Below are 15,817 nucleotides of genomic sequence, written 5' to 3'. Positions count from 1 at the left end.
CCCACCACGGCCGGCCCCCCGCAGGTAGGCGGAATGATCCGCCACCGGCACCCGTTACACCCTGTCCCGACGCCGACCCCCTCGTTGCGGGTCACCGGGCAGAACCCCCCGAACTTCCCCCGCACGGTCGTACTGCCCCCCGTTGAGTGCCGTGCGGGCACCCCCGATGCAGAGGAGCACGCCACCATGCGTACCGATCTGATCCGTAAGACCGCCCTCACCGCCGCTGGTCTCGCCTTCACCGGCGGCGCCATCGCCGGCCCCGTCACCACCGCCTTCGCCGCCCCCAGCGGCAAGCCGGCCACCCAGACCCAGACCGACCGCAAGGGCCACGGCGACCGGGAACTCGGCGTGCGCTACGAAGCCCAGCCGAACTTCTACTACTGCGGCCCCGCCGCCACCCGAAACGCCCTGTCCGTGCAGGGCAAGAACATCAACGTCGACGACATGGCCAAGGAAATGGGCACCACCGAAGCCGGCACCAACTCCATCAACGACATCACCCCCGTCCTGAACAAGGAAACCGGCAAGACTGACGCCTACCGGTCCGTAGAAATCAGCACCCCCGACGCCGACGCGAAGCAGACCGACACCCTGCGCGCCGACATCGTCCGCACCGTCGACGACGGTAGGGCCGTGGTCGCGAACATCGCCGGCACCAGCACCGACACCGTCGGCACCACCCACTCCTACCAGGGCGGGCACTACATCAGCGTCGTCGGCTACCACGACAACGGCAACACCGTCACCATCGCCGACTCCGCCGACCCCAACCAAGCCGCCTACCAGATCACCGTCGAGCACCTCGCCGACTGGATCGCCACCCGCGGCTACGCCACCAGCTGACACCCGCACCACCACACACGAAGCGAAGGGCCGGACCCCACCACAGGGGCCCGGCCCTTCGGCATGAGCGGTTGCTGACCAGGCGCCCTCGTCAGGCGCCGACGGAATCATGGGGCCATCCGAGCTGACCAGGCCGCCCACCCCGACGTGCCGCCCACCCGGCAAGCCGTTCACCCGGCCAAGCCGTCCCAATCACAGCAGGCCGCCCACCCCGGCAGGCCACCCAACCCGGGCAGGCCACCCCACTGACTGTGCCACGGGTCCTTTGGAGCTGATGTCGTAGACGAATCAGGCGCGCACGTTGGAGCTGACGCCGTCGACGAACCAGAAGCGCACCCTGAAGCTAACGCCGTAGACGAGTCAGGGGCGCACGGCCGACGAAGCCGAGCTGATGATTCGTTCACGACATCAGCTCCAAAGGACGCCGAATTCAGCTGCCAGCCTCTGCGCGGAGCGTCGAGAAAAGACGGAGCGCCACGACCCGAGGGCTCCGGGGGGTGACCGGCGAGCCGACACGGACCCTACTGGGAGCCGCGTTCCCGAGGGATGGTCGCGGGGCGTCTCCGCCCAACCCGCCAGGTGCGGGGCTCAGCCGCCGGAGTCGTCCATCTCGGCGCCCTCGGGGACCGTGTCGTCGTCTCGGCTGGCCAGCCAGCCCTCCGGCAGGAAGACCTTGCCCGGGGAGTTGGTACGCCCGCGCGGCTGCCCGAGGGCGGTCAGCGGGAACGGCTCCGCCGGGTCGAGCTTGCCGAGCAGGTCGTCGAGCTGGGCCAGGCTTTCGATCATCGCCAGCGAGCGACGCAGCTCGCCGCCGACCGGGAAGCCCTTGAGGTACCAGGCGACGTGCTTGCGGAAGTCGGTACAGCCGTCCCGTTCGCCTCGGGCCGGGTTGCGGGCGCCGGCCGTGAACTGGTCGACAAGCAGTTCGGCGTGCCGGCGCATGGTCAACGCCACCTCGCCGAGATTGGGAAGCCGCCGCTCGGGCCGACCGTTGAAGGCGGCCTCCAGGTCGGCGAAGAGCCACGGTCGGCCCAGGCAGCCGCGCCCGATGACCACGCCGTCGACGCCGGTGTGGGCCACCATCCGCAGCGCGTCGTCGGCCTCCCAGATGTCGCCGTTGCCGAGCACCGGCACGTCCAGGGCCTGCTTCAGGGTGGCGATCGCGTCCCAGTCGGCGGTGCCCGAGTAGCGCTGCGACGCCGTGCGCCCGTGCAGGGCCACCGCGGCCACGCCGGCGTCCTGGGCGGCGAGCCCGGCTTCGACGTACGTCAGATGGTCGTCGTCGATGCCCTTGCGCATCTTGACGGTGACCGGCACGCCGGACGGTGACGCGGCGGCCACCGCGGCCCGCACCAGTCGCGCGAAGAGCCGGCGCCGCCACGGCAGCGCCGCGCCGCCGCCACGCCGGGTGACCTTGGGTACGGGGCAGCCGAAGTTGAGGTCGATGTGGTCGGCCACGTTGCGCTCGACGACGATCCGCACGGCGGCGGCGGTGATCTCCGGATCGGTGCCGTAGAGCTGGAGGCTGCGGGGCTTCTCGTCGTCGCCGAACGCGATCATGCGCAGCGTCTTCGGGTTGCGCTCGACCAGCGCCCGGGTGGTGATCATCTCGCAGACGTAGATGCCGCCGCCCTGCTCGCGACAGAGCCGACGGAACCCGATGTTGGTGATCCCGGCCATCGGCGCGAGCACGACCGGCGGCCACACCTGGTGCTGCCCGAGAGTCAGCGGGCGCAGCGCGGGCACGGTCGAGGCAGTCACCGGACAAGTGTACGGGGCCCCGACCGGCGCTTATCGCGTCGGCCGAGGCCCCGTGCGCAGAGTCTCAGCAGCCGGGCAGACGCTCGATCAGGTAGCGCTCGACCTGGTCCAGGGAGACGCGCTCCTGGGCCATGGTGTCCCGGTTGCGCACCGTCACCGCGTTGTCGTCCAGGGTGTCGAAGTCGACAGTCACGCAGAACGGGGTGCCGATCTCGTCCTGCCGGCGGTAGCGGCGCCCGATCGCCTGCGAGTCGTCGAACTCCACCACCCAGCGCTTACGCAGCAGCGCCGCGAGGTCCTTGGCCTTGGGCGACAGCGCCTCGTTGCGGGACAGCGGCAGCACCGCCACCTTGACCGGGGCGAGCCGCGGGTCGAACCGCATCACGGTGCGCTTGTCCACGCCGCCCTTGGTGTTCGGCGCCTCGTCCTCGTCGTACGCCTCCAGCAGGAAGGCGAGCACCGCGCGGGTCAGACCCGCGGCCGGCTCGATGACGTACGGCATCCAGCGCTCACTCTTGCTCTGGTCGAAGTACGACAGGTCGACGCCGGAGTGCTTGCTGTGCGTGGAGAGGTCGAAGTCGGTGCGGTTGGCGACACCCTCCAGCTCGGCGAACTCGGTGCCACCGAACTGGAAGCGGTACTCGATGTCCACCGTCCGCTTCGAGTAGTGCGACAGCTTCTCCTTGGGGTGCTCGAACAGGCGCAGATTGTCCGCCGACAGGCCGAGGTCGAGGTACCAGTTCCAGCGCTCCTGGAGCCAGTACTCGTGCCACTGCTCGTCGCTGCCCGGCTCGACGAAGAACTCCATCTCCATCTGCTCGAACTCGCGGGTCCGGAAGATGAAGTTGCCCGGGGTGATCTCGTTGCGGAACGACTTGCCGGTCTGCGCGATGCCGAACGGGGGCTTCTTGCGGGCGACCGTCTCGACGTTCTTGTAGTTGACGAAGATGCCCTGCGCGGTCTCCGGGCGCAGGTAGTGCAGCCCCTCGTCGCTCTCCACCGGGCCCAGGTAGGTCTTCATGAGGCCGTTGAACATCTTCGGCTCGGTGAAGGTGCCCTTGTTGCCACAGTTGGGGCAGTTCAGCTCGGCCAGTGAGGTGAGCGGCTTGCCGTGCTTCTCGGCGTACGCCTCCTCGAGGTGGTCGGCGCGGAACCGCTTGTGACAGAACTGGCACTCGGTGAGCGGGTCGACGAACTCGGCGATGTGGCCGGACGCCTCCCACACCTTGCGGGACAGGATCACCGCGGAGTCCAGGCCGACGACGTCGTCGCGCTGCTGGACCATGGTCTTCCACCACTGCCGGCGGACGTTCTCCTTGAGTTCCACGCCGAGCGGGCCGTAGTCCCACGCCGATCGGGTGCCCCCATAGATCTCACTGGAGGGGAAGACGAAGCCTCGGCGCTTGGCGAGGCTGACGACGGCGTCGATACGGTCGGCTGGCATGTTTCCTCCTACGCCGGCTGGCGGTCGGCGGGGGCGAGATGTGGATGGAACGGTCGGTTCGGGGACAACGGTACGACCACCGTCCCCCCGAGCCCAGCAGAATACCGGGGCGGGTCAGCTGACCTCGCAGACCTCCACACCGCCGGTCTGCCCGTCCTGGCCGAGGCTGACCTGTTGACGGTCCCGGTCGCCGCCGTCGAGGGTCACGTCGACCGGCACGGTCAGGTAGGTGGTGTCCACCTCACCCACCCGGAACGCGGTCACCTGCGGTTCGGCGGCGGCGCGCCGCTCGAACTCCGGCCGGGACTCACGCCGCTGCGCGTCGTCGCAGAGCTGGTCGTACGCCCGCCCGTAGTTCCGCTCGACCAACGCCTGGTAGTAGTCGCCGGTCACGGTGCGGGCCTGTTCCCGGATCGCCTGGACTCCACTGACGGCCAGGCCGACGACGGCGGTGCCACCTCCGCCGCAGCAGAGCACCACGGCGAGCGCGCCGACGCCGAGGCCGATCCAGAGCCGGGTCCGGCGGCCCTCGGTGGGCGGCGCGGCGAACGGCGGAGCCACGCCGGGACCGGGTGGCGGGGCGGGTGCGGTCATAGGAGCAGCGTAGTGTCCGGCGGCTCAGCGGTAAGGACCCGCAGCCCGATCACTCTCGGCGACGACCACGGCCCCGCCGGGGGCGGCGGTGGCGAGCGCCTCGTAGGCGGAGGGCTCGTCGACGGACTCGGCGAGCAGCGGCACGGCGCTGACCTTGACCTCGAAGGCGCCGAGCGCCCGCCGGTACGTGCCGACCGACTCCCATTCGGTGACCAGTGACCAGTGCCGGGGGTCGTCCAGCGCCCGGACCAGTTGGCCGCGCAGGTAGCCGGGCCGGCCGGCCAGCGCGGTGAGGGCGGCGTGCGCCCGTTCGGTGAAGCCGTCGGCGGTCTCGACGTCGACCACGAACCGGTTGGTCACCAGCACCGGGGGTTCCTCCTCGTAGAGTCTGTGGGATGCAGCGTACGCAGCGCCCTCTGCTCGCCCGTTTGGCCGGGGCCAACCCGACGTCGGTGTTCCTGCTCACCCTGGTGGTGGTGCTGGTGGCGTTCTTCACGCCCGGGGTGATCGGCGGGCTGCTGACGCTCTCGCTCGCCGGGGTCCTGATCGCCCTGTTGGCGACGACCTGGGCGATTCAGGCGCCGCAGACCCGGCTGATCCGACTGCTGATGCTGACCCTGCTGGTGACTGTGGGCCTCGCGAAGCTCCTCTGACATGCAATCATGCGTTTTTGACAATCATTATCGTTGCCACGGACAGTTGACGACATGACCAACCGCGCCACGTACCGTGTCCTGGCCGCCGCGACCGCCCTGCTCGCCCTGGGCGCCGGGGCCGGCTGCTCCACAGGTGGTGCCGCCGGCGCCGACCCCCAGCGAGTCGACGTGGTGGCCGCCTTCTACCCCCTCCAGTTTCTGGCCGAGCGGATCGGCGGCGACGCGGTCCGGGTGACCAACCTGGCCAAGCCGGGTGCCGAGCCACACGACCTGGAGCTCAACCCGAGCCAGGTCGGCCAGGTCAGCGACGCGGAGCTGATCGTCTACCTCAAGGGGTTCCAGCCTGCGGTCGACGACGCCGTGGCCCAGAACGGCGGCGACCGGGCGTTCGACGTGACAAGCGTGCAGCCGCTGTTGGACGCGTCCGCCGGCGGGCACAACCACGAGGGCGAGGAGGGGCACGCCGAGGAGGGCAACGGCGGCAAGGACCCGCACGTCTGGCTCGACCCGACCCGGCTGGCCGGCATCGGCGACCAGCTCGCCCAGCGGCTCGGCAAGGCCGACCCGGACCACGCCGCCGACTACACCGCCCGGTCGGCCGCCCTGCGCGCCGACCTGACGACCCTGGACGGCGAGTTCAAGAACGGTCTGGCGACCTGCCAGCGGCGGGAGATCGTGACCAGCCACGCCGCGTTCGGCTACCTCGCCGACCGCTACCAGCTCGACCAGGTCGGCATCACCGGGCTGAGCCCGGACGTCGAGCCCTCGCCGCAGCGCCTCGCGCACGTGATCGAGGAGGCGAAGGAGCACCAGGCCACCACGATCTTCTTCGAGACCCTGGTCAGCCCGAAGGTGGCCGAGACCATCGCCGGTCAGGTCGGCGCGAAGACCGCCGTGCTCGACCCGATCGAAGGGCTCGCCGCGGGCAGCGACGGGGACTACCTTTCGGTGATGCGCACCAACCTGCGGACCCTGCAGACGGCCTTGAGCTGCTCGTGACCTCACCTGTCATCACCGTCGAGCACGGGGTGGTCGGCTACGACGGCCGCCCCGTGCTCCGGGACATCTCGCTCACCGTGACCGCCGGCGAGGTGGTCGCGATCCTCGGCGCCAACGGCTCCGGCAAGTCCACCCTGATCCGCGCCGTGCTCGGGCTGGTGCCGATCAGCGCCGGCTCGGTCACCCTCTTCGACCGGCCGTTGCGCCGATTCCGGCAGTGGGCGCGCATCGGGTACGTCCCGCAGCGCCTGGGCGCCGGCGGCGGCGTGCCGGCCACCGTCCGCGAGGTGGTGGCCTCCGGCCGGCTGGCCCGTCGGGGGGTGCTGCGTCCGCCGGGTCGAGCCGACCGGTCCGCCGTCGACACCGCGCTGCGCGCGGTCGGGCTCGCCGACCGGGCCGGTGACCCGGTGTCCACGCTCTCCGGCGGCCAACAGCAGCGCACCCTGATCGCCCGCGCCCTGGCCGGCCAGCCGGAGCTGCTGGTTCTCGACGAGCCCACCGCCGGGGTGGACGCGGCCAGCCAGGAGGCGTTCGCGGGCGCGCTGCGCGACTTCGTCGCCGACGGCGGGACGGTGCTGCTCGTCGCCCACGAGCTGGGCCCGCTGCGTCCGGTGATCAGCCGGGCTGTCGTCGTCCACGAGGGTCGCATCGCCCACGACGGCGCGGTGCCGGACCCGGCCGGCCATCACGCGGAGCCCGACCACGACCACGTGCACCCGCACTGCTACGACGAGCCCGCCGGGCTGTGGAGCAACTGACCCATGGAACTCTTCCAGTACCCCTACATGCAGCGGGCCCTGATCGGCGCGCTGGTGATCGGCCTGGCCGCGCCGGCGCTCGGCATCTACCTGGTGCAGCGCCGGCTGGCGTTGATCGGCGACGGTGTGGGGCACGTGGCGCTGACCGGCGTCGGGGCGGGTCTGCTGCTCAACCGCTCACCGGTGCTGGTCGCGGTGATCGCCGCCACCATCGGCGCGATCGCCATCGAGATCGTCCGCGCTCGCGGGCGTACCTCAGGTGATCTGGCCCTGGCCCTGCTCTTCTACGGCGGCATCGCGGGCGGCGTACTCCTGGTTGGCCTCTCGGACGCGACGAGCGCGAACCTCAACGCCTACCTGTTCGGGTCGCTGACCACCATCTCGCCCGCCGACCTGACCACCATCGCGGTGCTCGGCGCGGCGATCCTGGTCACGATGATCGCGTTGCGGCCGGCGCTCTTCGCGGTCAGTCACGACGAGGAGTACGCCCGGGTCTCCGGCCTGCCGGTCCGCACGCTGAACCTGCTGATCGCGGTCGCCACGGCGGTCACCGTGACCATCGCCATGCGGGCCGTCGGAGTGCTGCTGATCAGCGCGTTGATGGTGGTGCCGGTCGCCACCGCCCAGCAGGTCACCCGGGGCTTCCGCAGCACGATGGGCGCCGCGATGGCGCTCGGGCTCTTCGCCGCCGGCTCGGGTGTCTGGGTGGCGGCCACGGCGGACACCGCGCCGGGCGCCTCGGTGGTGCTGGTGGCGATCGCCTCGTTCCTGGTGGTGGCCGTGGCCGGCGGTGTCTGGCGGGCCGTGCGCCGCCGGACGACGCCGACCGCCGCGCCGGCGCCGGAACCCCACGAGGTCGTGCTGAGCTGAGCCTGCTCAGCGGGACGTCGCTGGTATTGGTTACCGTTGCAGGATGACCAGTGCGACGGGCTACGACGGGTTCGACGGGGCCAGCGAGTTGCTCCGTGCCCTGTCCGCGCCCATTCGGCTGGCCATCGTCAGTGAGCTGGCCGGCGGCGAGCGGTGCGTGCACGAGTTGGTGGAGAAGCTCGGTGCGGCGCAACCACTGGTCTCCCAGCACCTGCGGGTGTTACGCGGAGCGGGCGTGGTGCGCGGCTCCCGCCGGGGCCGGGAGATCGCCTACAGCCTGGTCGACGAGCACGTCGCGCACATCGTGGCGGACGCGGTCAGCCACGCCGGGGAGGGATCATGACCGAGAGCAGCGCCGCGGTGCGCAACACCCGGCAGCGTTCGGCGGTGAGCGCGCTGCTGGGCGAGATGGAGGGCTTCCACAGCGCCCAGGACCTGCACGCGATGCTGCGGCAGCGCGGCGAGCGGGTCGGCCTGACCACCGTCTACCGCACCCTGCAGGGGCTCGCCGACGCCGGTGAGATCGACGTGATGCGTCCGCCGGGCGGCGAGCACCTCTACCGCCGGTGCAGCGAGGGGCACCACCACCACCTGGTCTGCCGGGTGTGCGGGCGTACGGTCGAGGTGGCCGGCCCGGCCGTGGAGAGCTGGGCCGATCGGGTCGCCGCCCAACACGGCTACGCCGACGTCAGCCACACCCTGGAGATCTTCGGCACCTGCCCGACCTGCGTCCGCTGACCAGCAGCGCCCGGCCGGTCGCGACCCTGGCTCACTTCATGGCTACACCGAGCGGGGCGTTCGTGGCACGCTGGCCGGCGTGAAAATCTATGCTGATCGGTTCCCGACCGCCGCCCGTCAGTTGCTCACCGACCTGCTCGTCGTCGCCTGGGTGTACGTGGCGATCCGCGGCGCGCTGTGGCTGCACGACCTGGTGCAGAAGCTCGCCGTGCCGGGGCAGAAGCTGGAGGGCGCCGGCACCGGGCTCGCCGACAACCTGGGCGACGCCGGCAGCAAGGTCGGCCGGGTGCCACTGGTCGGCGACGAACTCACCGCACCGTTCCAGCGCGCCGCCGACGCCGCCCGATCGCTCGCAGACGCCGGGCGCGACCAGCAGCAGTTGGTCGACCAACTCGCCCTGGCCCTCGCCATCGCCGTGCTGATCTTCCCGCTCGGCATCGTGCTGTTCGGCTGGCTGCCGCTGCGGGTCCGCTGGATGCGCCGGGCCGGATCGGCGACGAAGCTCGCTGCCGGGCCAGCCGGCCGGGACCTGCTTGCCCTGCGCGCGCTGGCCACCCAGCCACTGGGCAAACTGACCCGGATCGGTCCGGACGTCGGCGAGGCGTGGCGGCGCGGGGACGACGCGACAGTCGACGCGCTGGCCGCCCTGGAGCTGCGCCAACTCGGCCTACGCGGCCAGGCCCGCTAAGGTCGCACCAATGCGTCAGCGGTCCGGCTCCCCGGTCGTAGGTCTCCGGTCACGGGTCGCCGACCGCCGGCCGCGACATGCCCCGCAGCCACTCTTGCCTTGATCAAGTGATGAAAAGTAGGTCAAGCCCGCTTCTGGAACCTACTTTTCATCATTTGATCACCGCTGCCGCCCACCGACCGCAGCCCTGACGCCAGAACGGGGCCGCTAAGGTCGTCGGGTGTTCTACTTCCTTGTCGTCATCGCCGTCCTGCTGCTCGGCTACGCCGCTGTCCTGGTCTCCTTCGTACGCCGGGGCAAGAAGATCCCACCCGCGGCGTACCTGGCGCTGGCCGGGCTCAACGGTCTGATCCTGGCGGGGGTGCTGGCCTGGGCGGTCTCCCGCTGACCCGCCGGTCTACGGCTTCGGGGGGATGCGGCGGCGGACGTCCTCGGCGGTGGACGGGCCGGGCGACCAGCGGGCCACCCAGGGCAGCTCGTCGGACGGGGTGAGCACACCCTCCTCCAGGCCCGCGTAGCGGCCGGCGAGGATGCGCTTCGCGGCGGCGGTGTCGACCGAGTCGGTGTTGTCCCAGAGTGCGGCGAACAGGGCGTCCACCCGGACCCGCGCCTGCCGGCAGAACAGGTCGGCCAGCTCGACGTTCTCCGGTCGGCTGTCCCGTTCGGCGGTGGCCCGGACGCAGACCGCGGACATCGCGAACAACTCGGCGCCGATGTCCACGATCCGGCCGAGGAACGCCTGCTTACGTTCCATCTTTCCCTGCCAGCGGGACATCGCGTAGAACGTCGACCGGGCCAGCTTGCGTGACGAACGTTCCACCTGTCGCAGGTGCGCGGCGAGTGGGCCGAACTCGGCGTACGCCGAAGGGCTCTGCCCCCGGCCCACGGCGAGGGTCGGCAGCCACTTCGCGTAGAAGGCGCCCGCTCGCGCGCCGGCTCGGACCTTGCGGCCCAGCCCCGCGTCCGGGTCGATGATGTCGCCCGCCACCGACAGGTGGGCGTCGACCGCCTCCCGCGCGATCAGCAGGTGCATGATCTCGGTGGCGCCCTCGAAGATCCGGTTGATCCGCAGGTCGCGCAGCATCTGCTCGACGGCGGCCGGGCGCTCTCCGCGGGCGGCCAGTGAGTCGGCCGTCTCGTAGCCGCGCCCGCCCCGGATCTGGATCAGCTCGTCGGCGATCTTCCAGGCCATCTCGCTGGCGTACAGCTTGACCAGTGCCGCTTCGATCCGGATGTCGTTGCGATCGTCGTCGGCGAGCAGGCAGCAGAGGTCAAGCATGGTCTCCATGCCGTACGTGGTGGCTGCGATGAAGGAGAGCTTCTGCGCGACGGCCTCGTGCTCGCCCACCGGCCGTCCCCACTGGACCCGGTCGGCGGCCCACCCCCGGGCGACGTTCAACGCCCACTTGCCGGCACCCACGCACATGGCCGGCAGCGAGAGCCGGCCGGTGTTCAGAGTGGTGAGGGCAATCTTCAGCCCCTTGCCCTCGCCGCCGATGATGTTCTCGGCGGGGACGATCACGTCGTGGAACCGGGTCAGGCTGTTCTCCAGGCCGCGCAGGCCGATGAACTCGTTGCGCCGCTCGACGGTGATCCCCGGGCTGTCGCCGTCCACCACGAACGCGGTGATTCCGCCCCGACGTCCCTCCGTGGCCGGCACCCGGGCCATCACCACCAGCAGGGTGGCCACGATGCCGTTGGTGGCCCAGAGCTTCACCCCGTTGAGGCGGTAACCCGTGCCGTCCTCGGTCGGCTCGGCGATGGTGGCCAGCCGGGCCGGGTCGGAGCCGACGTCGGGCTCGGTGAGCAGGAACGCGGACACCTCGCCGGCGGCGAGCCGGGGCAGGAAGCGTTGCTTCTGCTCGGCGGTGCCGAACATCTTCAGTGGCTGCGGCACACCGATCGACTGGTGCGCCGAGAGCAGCGCGCCGATGGCCGGGCTCACCGAGCCGGCCAGCATGAGGGCCCGGCAGTAGTGCAGGTTGCTCAGCCCGAGCCCGCCGTACTTCCTGTCGATCTTCATGCCGAACGCGCCGAGGTCGGCCAGGCCGTGGAACACCGAGTCGGGTATGGACGCGTCCCGTTCGATGGCCGCGCCGTCCACCTCGGAGGTCAGGAAGGCGCGGAACCGACCAAGGAACTCCTCGGCGCGAGCCACGTCGTCCGGGTCGGATCGGGGCCACGGGTCGATCAGGTCGAGCCGGAACCGGCCGAGGAACAGCTCCTTGCCGAAGCTGGGCCGGTCCCAGGTGGACTCGCGGGCGGCCTCGGCGACCTGCCGGGCCTCCTTCTCGGTGACCTGCCCGGCTTCCGCGGGCAGCGGCGCGGCGGCACCGGCGGAGTCGGGGCCGTCCGGTGCCGGTCGGCCGTTCTGCGTCGTGGTCACGGCTGCCCCCTCGAAGCTCGGTGCGGCTGCGTCGACGTGCGCGACTACCGCCACGCTACCCCCGGTTGTTACCCAGGGGTAGCGCTGCGTGAAGATCGGCGCGGTCAGCTGCCGTTGGTCGTGTCCGGGTCGTCGTCATCGTCGTCGATGTCGTCCTCACCCCAGTTGCGTCGGGCGAACGGCAGAGCCACCCAGAACGCGAGGAACCAGATGCCGGCCAAAGAGCTGAGCACGAAGGCGATCGGCCGGTCCAGCACGAAGTCGGTGATCAGCAGCACCGCGCTGACCATCGCGATCAGCATGAAGGCGAGGCCGCCGGTGGCCATCCGGTGCGCGAAGCGGACCAGCTCCGGCTTGCGCCCCTGCCGGAACAGCGCCCGGTGGAACGCCACCGGCGAGATGATCAACGCGGTGGCGGCGGCCGCCGCGAGCAACGCCACGATGTAGACGTCGCGTTGGAACTCAGTGGTCTCGGTGAACCCGTTACTGAACGGCAGGGTGAGCAGGAAGGCGAAGAGGATCTGCACGCCGGTCTGGGCGACCCGCAACTCTTGGAGCAGGTCGGCGAAGTTGCGCTGCCAGCGCTGCTTCTCGGTCTCCTTGGACACGCACTACCTCCGGTGAGACGCTACTGCCGGCGGTCCCGGCCGCCGGCAGCAACGCCAATGCCCCACCCGGCCGAGCGCGAAACAGGTTCACGACATCTGCCGTTCATCTCGGCGACGCAGGTCGGCCCCCAGCACCGTGTCAGGACCCGCGTCGGATACGGCCCGCGTACCGAGCCTCCAACTCGTTGTTGTGCGCGTCGCCGTCCGGGATGTTCGCCGACAGGTAGACCGGAGGTTGCTCCCCCGCCGCCAGCAACCGCGCCACCACCTCCACGGTCACCTGCTGGGCCAACAGCGCCGCGGTGATCGAGGAGACCGCGCCGACCGCGCCGCCACCGGGCAGGGGCAGCGTGGCGTCGCCGTACGGCGCGCCGTTGTCGAGCACCACGTCGGCGACGTCGCTCAGCTTGCGCCCGGACGGGTGCCGGGAGGCCATCCGGCCGGAGTGCTGCGCCGAGGTGATCGCCACCAGCCCGTGACCGCGTTCCTTCACCAGCGTGGCGAACTCCACCATCGCGCCGTTGACCCCGGAGTTCGAGGCGAGCACGAAGACGTCGGTGGGGCGCACCGGGGCCAGCTCGTAGAGGCGGTGTGCGACGGCCGGGTCCCGTTCCAGCAGCGGGCCGAGCCGTTCGGCCGGTTCGCCGCCGAGCAGCACCAGGTCGCGTAGCGCGATCCGGTTGGTCGGCACCAGACCGCCGGCCCGGCCGGCGATCTCCATCGCGAGGGCCTCCGAGTGCCCGGTGCCGAACGCGTGCACCACGCCGTCGGCTCGGACGGCCTCGGCGATCAGGTCGGCGGCCCGACCCACCGCCTCCCGCTGACTGACGGCCACCCGGCCGATCGTCTCGGTCACCACGGCCAGGTAGTCCTCGGCGCTCACCGTCATACGTCCTCCGTCGTTCGATTGCGGGCCAGCCAGCGGACCGCGAAGTCGACAGCCGCCCGCTGGCGCATCAACCTGCCGGTCCCGGTGCCCACCGGTCCGGTGCGTACCGCCCCGGTGGCCTCCAGGTCGTCGCCCAACACGGCGAAGTCGTCAGCGTCGAGCCGTACGTCCTGCCACCACGCCCAGTCCCGGCCACCGTCGGCGGTACGCACGGCGGCACCGAGCCGCTCCCGGGGCGCGCCGGGGCAGCGGTATTCGGCCAGGTGCAGCGAGGTGCTCACCGAGTGGTCCACGCCGAGCAGCAACACGTCGGCGTCCAGGTCGTAGAGGCGGGCCAGCGGGGAGCCCTCGCCGAGCATGTCCGCCAGGGTGTGCCCGGCGACCACCTGCTCGGCGGCCGGGCCGAGCGCGGCGAACGACACGTGCGGATGGGAGCTGCGCAGCGCACCGGGCCAGCCGCGGACCGTCTCGGCGAGCGCACCCATGAACCGGCTCGGTGTGACCGCCGGGTCGAAGCCCGGCATCTCCGAGCGGATCAGCGGCCACCAGTCCGCCGGCACCGGCGGCCTGCGCCACTGCGCCGGGTCGCTGTTGTCGGGCGTGTGGGTGGGCACGACGATGGTGCCGTCCGGGCCGAGCGCGTCGCGCAGGGCGAGGACCACCGCGTGCGGGCCGCCGCTGACGAAGCCCAGCGGACGCAACGCGGCGTGTACCAGCAGTGTCGCGCCGGGGCGTACGCCCAGCACGCGGAGCTGCGCGGCGATCGAGCGACGGCTGCCCGGCCCGTTGGAGTCCACCACCACTCAGGCCGTCCCGCCGACTCGGGCCAGGATCGCCTCGGCGAGCGCGCCCGGCGCCGCGTCCGGGATCCAGTGACTCACCCCGGGCAACTGCACGAAGCGGTAGTCCCCTGTGACGTTCGCCGCGCACGCCTCGGCGGCGGTCCGGCCGATGGCGACGTCCTTGTCACTCCAGACGTACGTGGTGGGCACCGTGACCGGGCCGACGCCGGCCAGGTCGGCGCGGGACATCGCCCGGTACCAGTTCAGCGCGGCAGTGAGCGCCCCCGGCTCACGCATCGGGTCGGCGTACCGGTTCACCCGGGACGTGTCGCCCACCCCGCCGAGCAGCTTGCGCAGCGCTGTGGCGTGCCACGCCAGCAGCACCTTCTCCGCCTTGTCCGGCTTGCGGAACAGCGCGATGTACGACGAGCGGGCCTTCTGTTGGGCGTCGGTGCTCAGGGCGTGCGCCATGGCCGCCGGATGCGGTACGGACACCGCGGTCAGCGTGTGCACCCGCTCGGGGTGCCGGGCGGCGACCGCCCAAGCCACGATCGCGCCCCAGTCGTGGCCGACCAGGTGTACGGCGTCCAGCCCGAGCGCGTCGAGCACCGCCACCACGTCGGTGACGAGCTCGGGGATCCGGTAGTCGGCGACCGGCGTGGGCCGGGCGCCGGGCGAGTAACCACGCTGGTCCAGCGCGTACGTGCGCAGCCCGCCCGCGTGCAGCGTCGGCACCACGTCGTCCCACTCGCCGCTGTGCTGGGGGAAACCGTGCAGCAACAGGACGGGTACGCCGTCCGGTGGGCCGCCCACGGTCACCTCGAACGTGAAGCCTCGCGCGTCAACCCGCATGATCGGAAGCGTACCCAGAGGGTGGCGGGCCGGTCGCTCCCGCAGGTCAGGCGGATGCCCTGCTGGGCCCGCGACACTGGTCGGTGTTAGCGTCAGCGAGACAACTTCATATCCGACAGGGGAGCGCACAGCGCTGAGAGTGCGGGCACGCCCGCAGACCCTCGAACCTGATCTGGGTAATGCCAGCGCAGGGAGTTCGGTCGACCTCCAGCCGCGCCGCAGTCCGGTGCCACCGGACGCGGCGTGCGTCTTCTCCTGGTTCTCTTCACTTGAACTGGGAGCAAACCATGGACAACACCACCAACCGTTGGCGCACCATCGACATCGTGGTCGCCTCGGTGATCGCTGTCGCCTTCGGCGTCATCTTCTGGGCCTGGGGCCTGGTCTGGAGCGCCACCGAGGGCGCGTTCGCCTTCTTCCCGCCGGCGCAGACGCTGCTCTACGGCGTCTGGCTGATGCCGGCGGTGATCGGTGGGCTGGTCATCCGCAAGCCCGGCGCCGCGCTCTACTGCGAGACCGTGGCCGCGGTCCTGTCCGCGCTGCTGGGCAGCCAGTGGGCCGGCACGGTGATCCCGCAGGGCATCGTGCAGGGCATCGGCGCCGAGTTGGCCTTCGCCGCCTTCCGGTACCGGTCGTTCCGGCTGCCGACCGCGGTGTTCGCCGGCGCGCTGACCGGCCTCAGCGCCGCGCTGTTCGACTTCTTCGTCTGGAACGTCGACTACGCGCTGACCGACTACCGCATCCCGTACGCGCTGCTCACCATCGTCAGCGCCACCGTGATCGCCGGCGCCGGCGGCTGGCTGCTCACGAAGGCCCTGGCCAACACCGGCGTCCTGGACCGCTTCCCCGCAGGCCGAAACCGCGCCCTGATCTAACCCCACCCACTCGCGTCGATCATGAGGTTGACGGGCGGATGGATCTTCATAACCACCGTCAACCTCATGAT

Annotated in this window: 19 protein-coding genes and 1 riboswitch; of the genes, 10 read left to right on the top strand and 9 right to left on the bottom strand. The window is 71.2% G+C overall.

Annotated features, from left to right (window positions below; all coding sequences use genetic code 11):
- Positions 1–186 precede the first annotated feature (186 nt).
- A complete protein-coding gene (locus KBX71_RS23760; RefSeq protein WP_210820123.1) occupies positions 187–846 on the top strand; it encodes a C39 family peptidase in 660 nt (219 codons plus the stop codon).
- A 588-nt stretch (positions 847–1,434) separates the two neighbouring features.
- Here KBX71_RS23760 and dusB read toward each other — a convergent pair.
- The 4 genes from dusB to KBX71_RS23740 all read right to left on the bottom strand — a co-directional run bounded on the left by dusB (position 1,435) and on the right by KBX71_RS23740 (position 5,011).
- Complete coding sequence (gene dusB, locus KBX71_RS23755; protein WP_210820122.1) at positions 1,435–2,607, bottom strand: tRNA dihydrouridine synthase DusB; 1,173 nt, start codon at positions 2,605–2,607, stop codon at positions 1,435–1,437.
- A gap of 64 nt (positions 2,608–2,671) precedes the next feature.
- Positions 2,672–4,051 (bottom strand): glycine--tRNA ligase, encoded by a 1,380-nt coding sequence (locus KBX71_RS23750; RefSeq protein WP_210820121.1) that lies wholly within the window; start codon positions 4,049–4,051, stop codon positions 2,672–2,674.
- A 114-nt stretch (positions 4,052–4,165) separates the two neighbouring features.
- Positions 4,166–4,645: a hypothetical protein gene (locus KBX71_RS23745; RefSeq protein WP_124823385.1), complete on the bottom strand. Its 480-nt coding sequence runs from the start codon at positions 4,643–4,645 to the stop codon at positions 4,166–4,168.
- Positions 4,646–4,669: 24 nt separating this feature from the next.
- Positions 4,670–5,011: an antibiotic biosynthesis monooxygenase gene (locus KBX71_RS23740; protein WP_124823386.1), complete on the bottom strand. Its 342-nt coding sequence runs from the start codon at positions 5,009–5,011 to the stop codon at positions 4,670–4,672.
- 29 nt (positions 5,012–5,040) lie between these two features.
- Between KBX71_RS23740 and KBX71_RS23735 the strand changes: the two genes are divergently transcribed.
- The 8 genes from KBX71_RS23735 to KBX71_RS23700 all read left to right on the top strand — a co-directional run bounded on the left by KBX71_RS23735 (position 5,041) and on the right by KBX71_RS23700 (position 9,742).
- Entirely contained in the window at positions 5,041–5,298 is a 258-nt protein-coding gene (locus KBX71_RS23735; RefSeq protein ID WP_124823388.1) for a hypothetical protein, read from the top strand.
- Between the two features lie 54 nt (positions 5,299–5,352).
- Complete coding sequence (locus tag KBX71_RS23730) at positions 5,353–6,300, top strand: metal ABC transporter substrate-binding protein (RefSeq protein ID WP_210820120.1); 948 nt, start codon at positions 5,353–5,355, stop codon at positions 6,298–6,300.
- A complete protein-coding gene (locus tag KBX71_RS23725; protein WP_196929961.1) occupies positions 6,297–7,058 on the top strand; it encodes a metal ABC transporter ATP-binding protein in 762 nt (253 codons plus the stop codon). The genes KBX71_RS23730 and KBX71_RS23725 overlap by 4 nt, the downstream gene beginning before the upstream one ends.
- A 3-nt stretch (positions 7,059–7,061) precedes the next feature.
- Complete coding sequence (locus KBX71_RS23720; RefSeq protein WP_210820119.1) at positions 7,062–7,928, top strand: metal ABC transporter permease; 867 nt, start codon at positions 7,062–7,064, stop codon at positions 7,926–7,928.
- A gap of 43 nt (positions 7,929–7,971) precedes the next feature.
- On the top strand, positions 7,972–8,271 hold the full coding sequence (locus KBX71_RS23715) for a metalloregulator ArsR/SmtB family transcription factor (protein ID WP_030338189.1): 300 nt from the start codon (positions 7,972–7,974) through the stop codon (positions 8,269–8,271).
- Positions 8,268–8,666, top strand: coding sequence for a Fur family transcriptional regulator (locus tag KBX71_RS23710; protein WP_210820118.1), 399 nt, complete (start codon positions 8,268–8,270; stop codon positions 8,664–8,666). The genes KBX71_RS23715 and KBX71_RS23710 overlap by 4 nt, the downstream gene beginning before the upstream one ends.
- A gap of 79 nt (positions 8,667–8,745) precedes the next feature.
- Complete coding sequence (locus KBX71_RS23705) at positions 8,746–9,354, top strand: hypothetical protein (protein WP_210820117.1); 609 nt, start codon at positions 8,746–8,748, stop codon at positions 9,352–9,354.
- Between the two features lie 220 nt (positions 9,355–9,574).
- Complete coding sequence (locus KBX71_RS23700; RefSeq protein ID WP_167337361.1) at positions 9,575–9,742, top strand: hypothetical protein; 168 nt, start codon at positions 9,575–9,577, stop codon at positions 9,740–9,742.
- 9 nt (positions 9,743–9,751) lie between these two features.
- On the opposite strand, the gene KBX71_RS23695 is transcribed toward KBX71_RS23700, so the two are convergent.
- The 5 genes from KBX71_RS23695 to KBX71_RS23675 all read right to left on the bottom strand — a co-directional run bounded on the left by KBX71_RS23695 (position 9,752) and on the right by KBX71_RS23675 (position 14,871).
- On the bottom strand, positions 9,752–11,740 hold the full coding sequence (locus KBX71_RS23695) for an acyl-CoA dehydrogenase family protein (protein ID WP_374102632.1): 1,989 nt from the start codon (positions 11,738–11,740) through the stop codon (positions 9,752–9,754).
- Positions 11,741–11,844: 104 nt separating this feature from the next.
- Positions 11,845–12,348, bottom strand: coding sequence for a DUF6328 family protein (locus KBX71_RS23690; protein WP_210820115.1), 504 nt, complete (start codon positions 12,346–12,348; stop codon positions 11,845–11,847).
- Positions 12,349–12,487: 139 nt separating this feature from the next.
- Positions 12,488–13,237, bottom strand: coding sequence for a sugar isomerase domain-containing protein (locus tag KBX71_RS23685; RefSeq protein ID WP_210820114.1), 750 nt, complete (start codon positions 13,235–13,237; stop codon positions 12,488–12,490).
- Positions 13,234–14,040, bottom strand: a complete 807-nt coding sequence (locus KBX71_RS23680) for an AAC(3) family N-acetyltransferase (RefSeq protein ID WP_307847270.1) — start codon at positions 14,038–14,040, stop codon at positions 13,234–13,236. The genes KBX71_RS23685 and KBX71_RS23680 overlap by 4 nt, the downstream gene beginning before the upstream one ends.
- Positions 14,041–14,871: an alpha/beta fold hydrolase gene (locus KBX71_RS23675; protein ID WP_210820113.1), complete on the bottom strand. Its 831-nt coding sequence runs from the start codon at positions 14,869–14,871 to the stop codon at positions 14,041–14,043.
- 107 nt (positions 14,872–14,978) lie between these two features.
- Positions 14,979–15,083: riboswitch (TPP riboswitch) on the top strand.
- Positions 15,084–15,158: 75 nt separating this feature from the next.
- On the opposite strand from KBX71_RS23675, the gene KBX71_RS23670 reads away from it, so the two are divergent.
- Positions 15,159–15,746: an ECF transporter S component gene (locus KBX71_RS23670; RefSeq protein ID WP_210820112.1), complete on the top strand. Its 588-nt coding sequence runs from the start codon at positions 15,159–15,161 to the stop codon at positions 15,744–15,746.
- Positions 15,747–15,817 lie beyond the last annotated feature (71 nt).

Source organism: Micromonospora sp. D93 (genome assembly GCF_018070365.1).
Lineage (GTDB): Bacteria > Actinomycetota > Actinomycetes > Mycobacteriales > Micromonosporaceae > Micromonospora > Micromonospora ureilytica.
This window is presented reverse-complemented; position numbering and strand designations above follow the sequence as displayed.

Excerpts from the sequence above, each read along its gene's own strand:
- KBX71_RS23760 (WP_210820123.1), top strand. The coding sequence starts at position 187 with ATGCGTACCGATCTGATCCGTAAGACCGCCCTCACCGCCGCTGGTCTC.
- KBX71_RS23750 (WP_210820121.1), bottom strand. The coding sequence starts at position 4,051 with ATGCCAGCCGACCGTATCGACGCCGTCGTCAGCCTCGCCAAGCGCCGA.
- KBX71_RS23745 (WP_124823385.1), bottom strand. The coding sequence starts at position 4,645 with ATGACCGCACCCGCCCCGCCACCCGGTCCCGGCGTGGCTCCGCCGTTC.
- KBX71_RS23735 (WP_124823388.1), top strand. The coding sequence starts at position 5,041 with ATGCAGCGTACGCAGCGCCCTCTGCTCGCCCGTTTGGCCGGGGCCAAC.
- KBX71_RS23730 (WP_210820120.1), top strand. The coding sequence starts at position 5,353 with ATGACCAACCGCGCCACGTACCGTGTCCTGGCCGCCGCGACCGCCCTG.
- KBX71_RS23720 (WP_210820119.1), top strand. The coding sequence starts at position 7,062 with ATGGAACTCTTCCAGTACCCCTACATGCAGCGGGCCCTGATCGGCGCG.
- KBX71_RS23715 (WP_030338189.1), top strand. The coding sequence starts at position 7,972 with ATGACCAGTGCGACGGGCTACGACGGGTTCGACGGGGCCAGCGAGTTG.
- KBX71_RS23710 (WP_210820118.1), top strand. The coding sequence starts at position 8,268 with ATGACCGAGAGCAGCGCCGCGGTGCGCAACACCCGGCAGCGTTCGGCG.
- KBX71_RS23685 (WP_210820114.1), bottom strand. The coding sequence starts at position 13,237 with ATGACGGTGAGCGCCGAGGACTACCTGGCCGTGGTGACCGAGACGATC.
- KBX71_RS23675 (WP_210820113.1), bottom strand. The coding sequence starts at position 14,871 with ATGCGGGTTGACGCGCGAGGCTTCACGTTCGAGGTGACCGTGGGCGGC.
- KBX71_RS23670 (WP_210820112.1), top strand. The coding sequence starts at position 15,159 with ATGGACAACACCACCAACCGTTGGCGCACCATCGACATCGTGGTCGCC.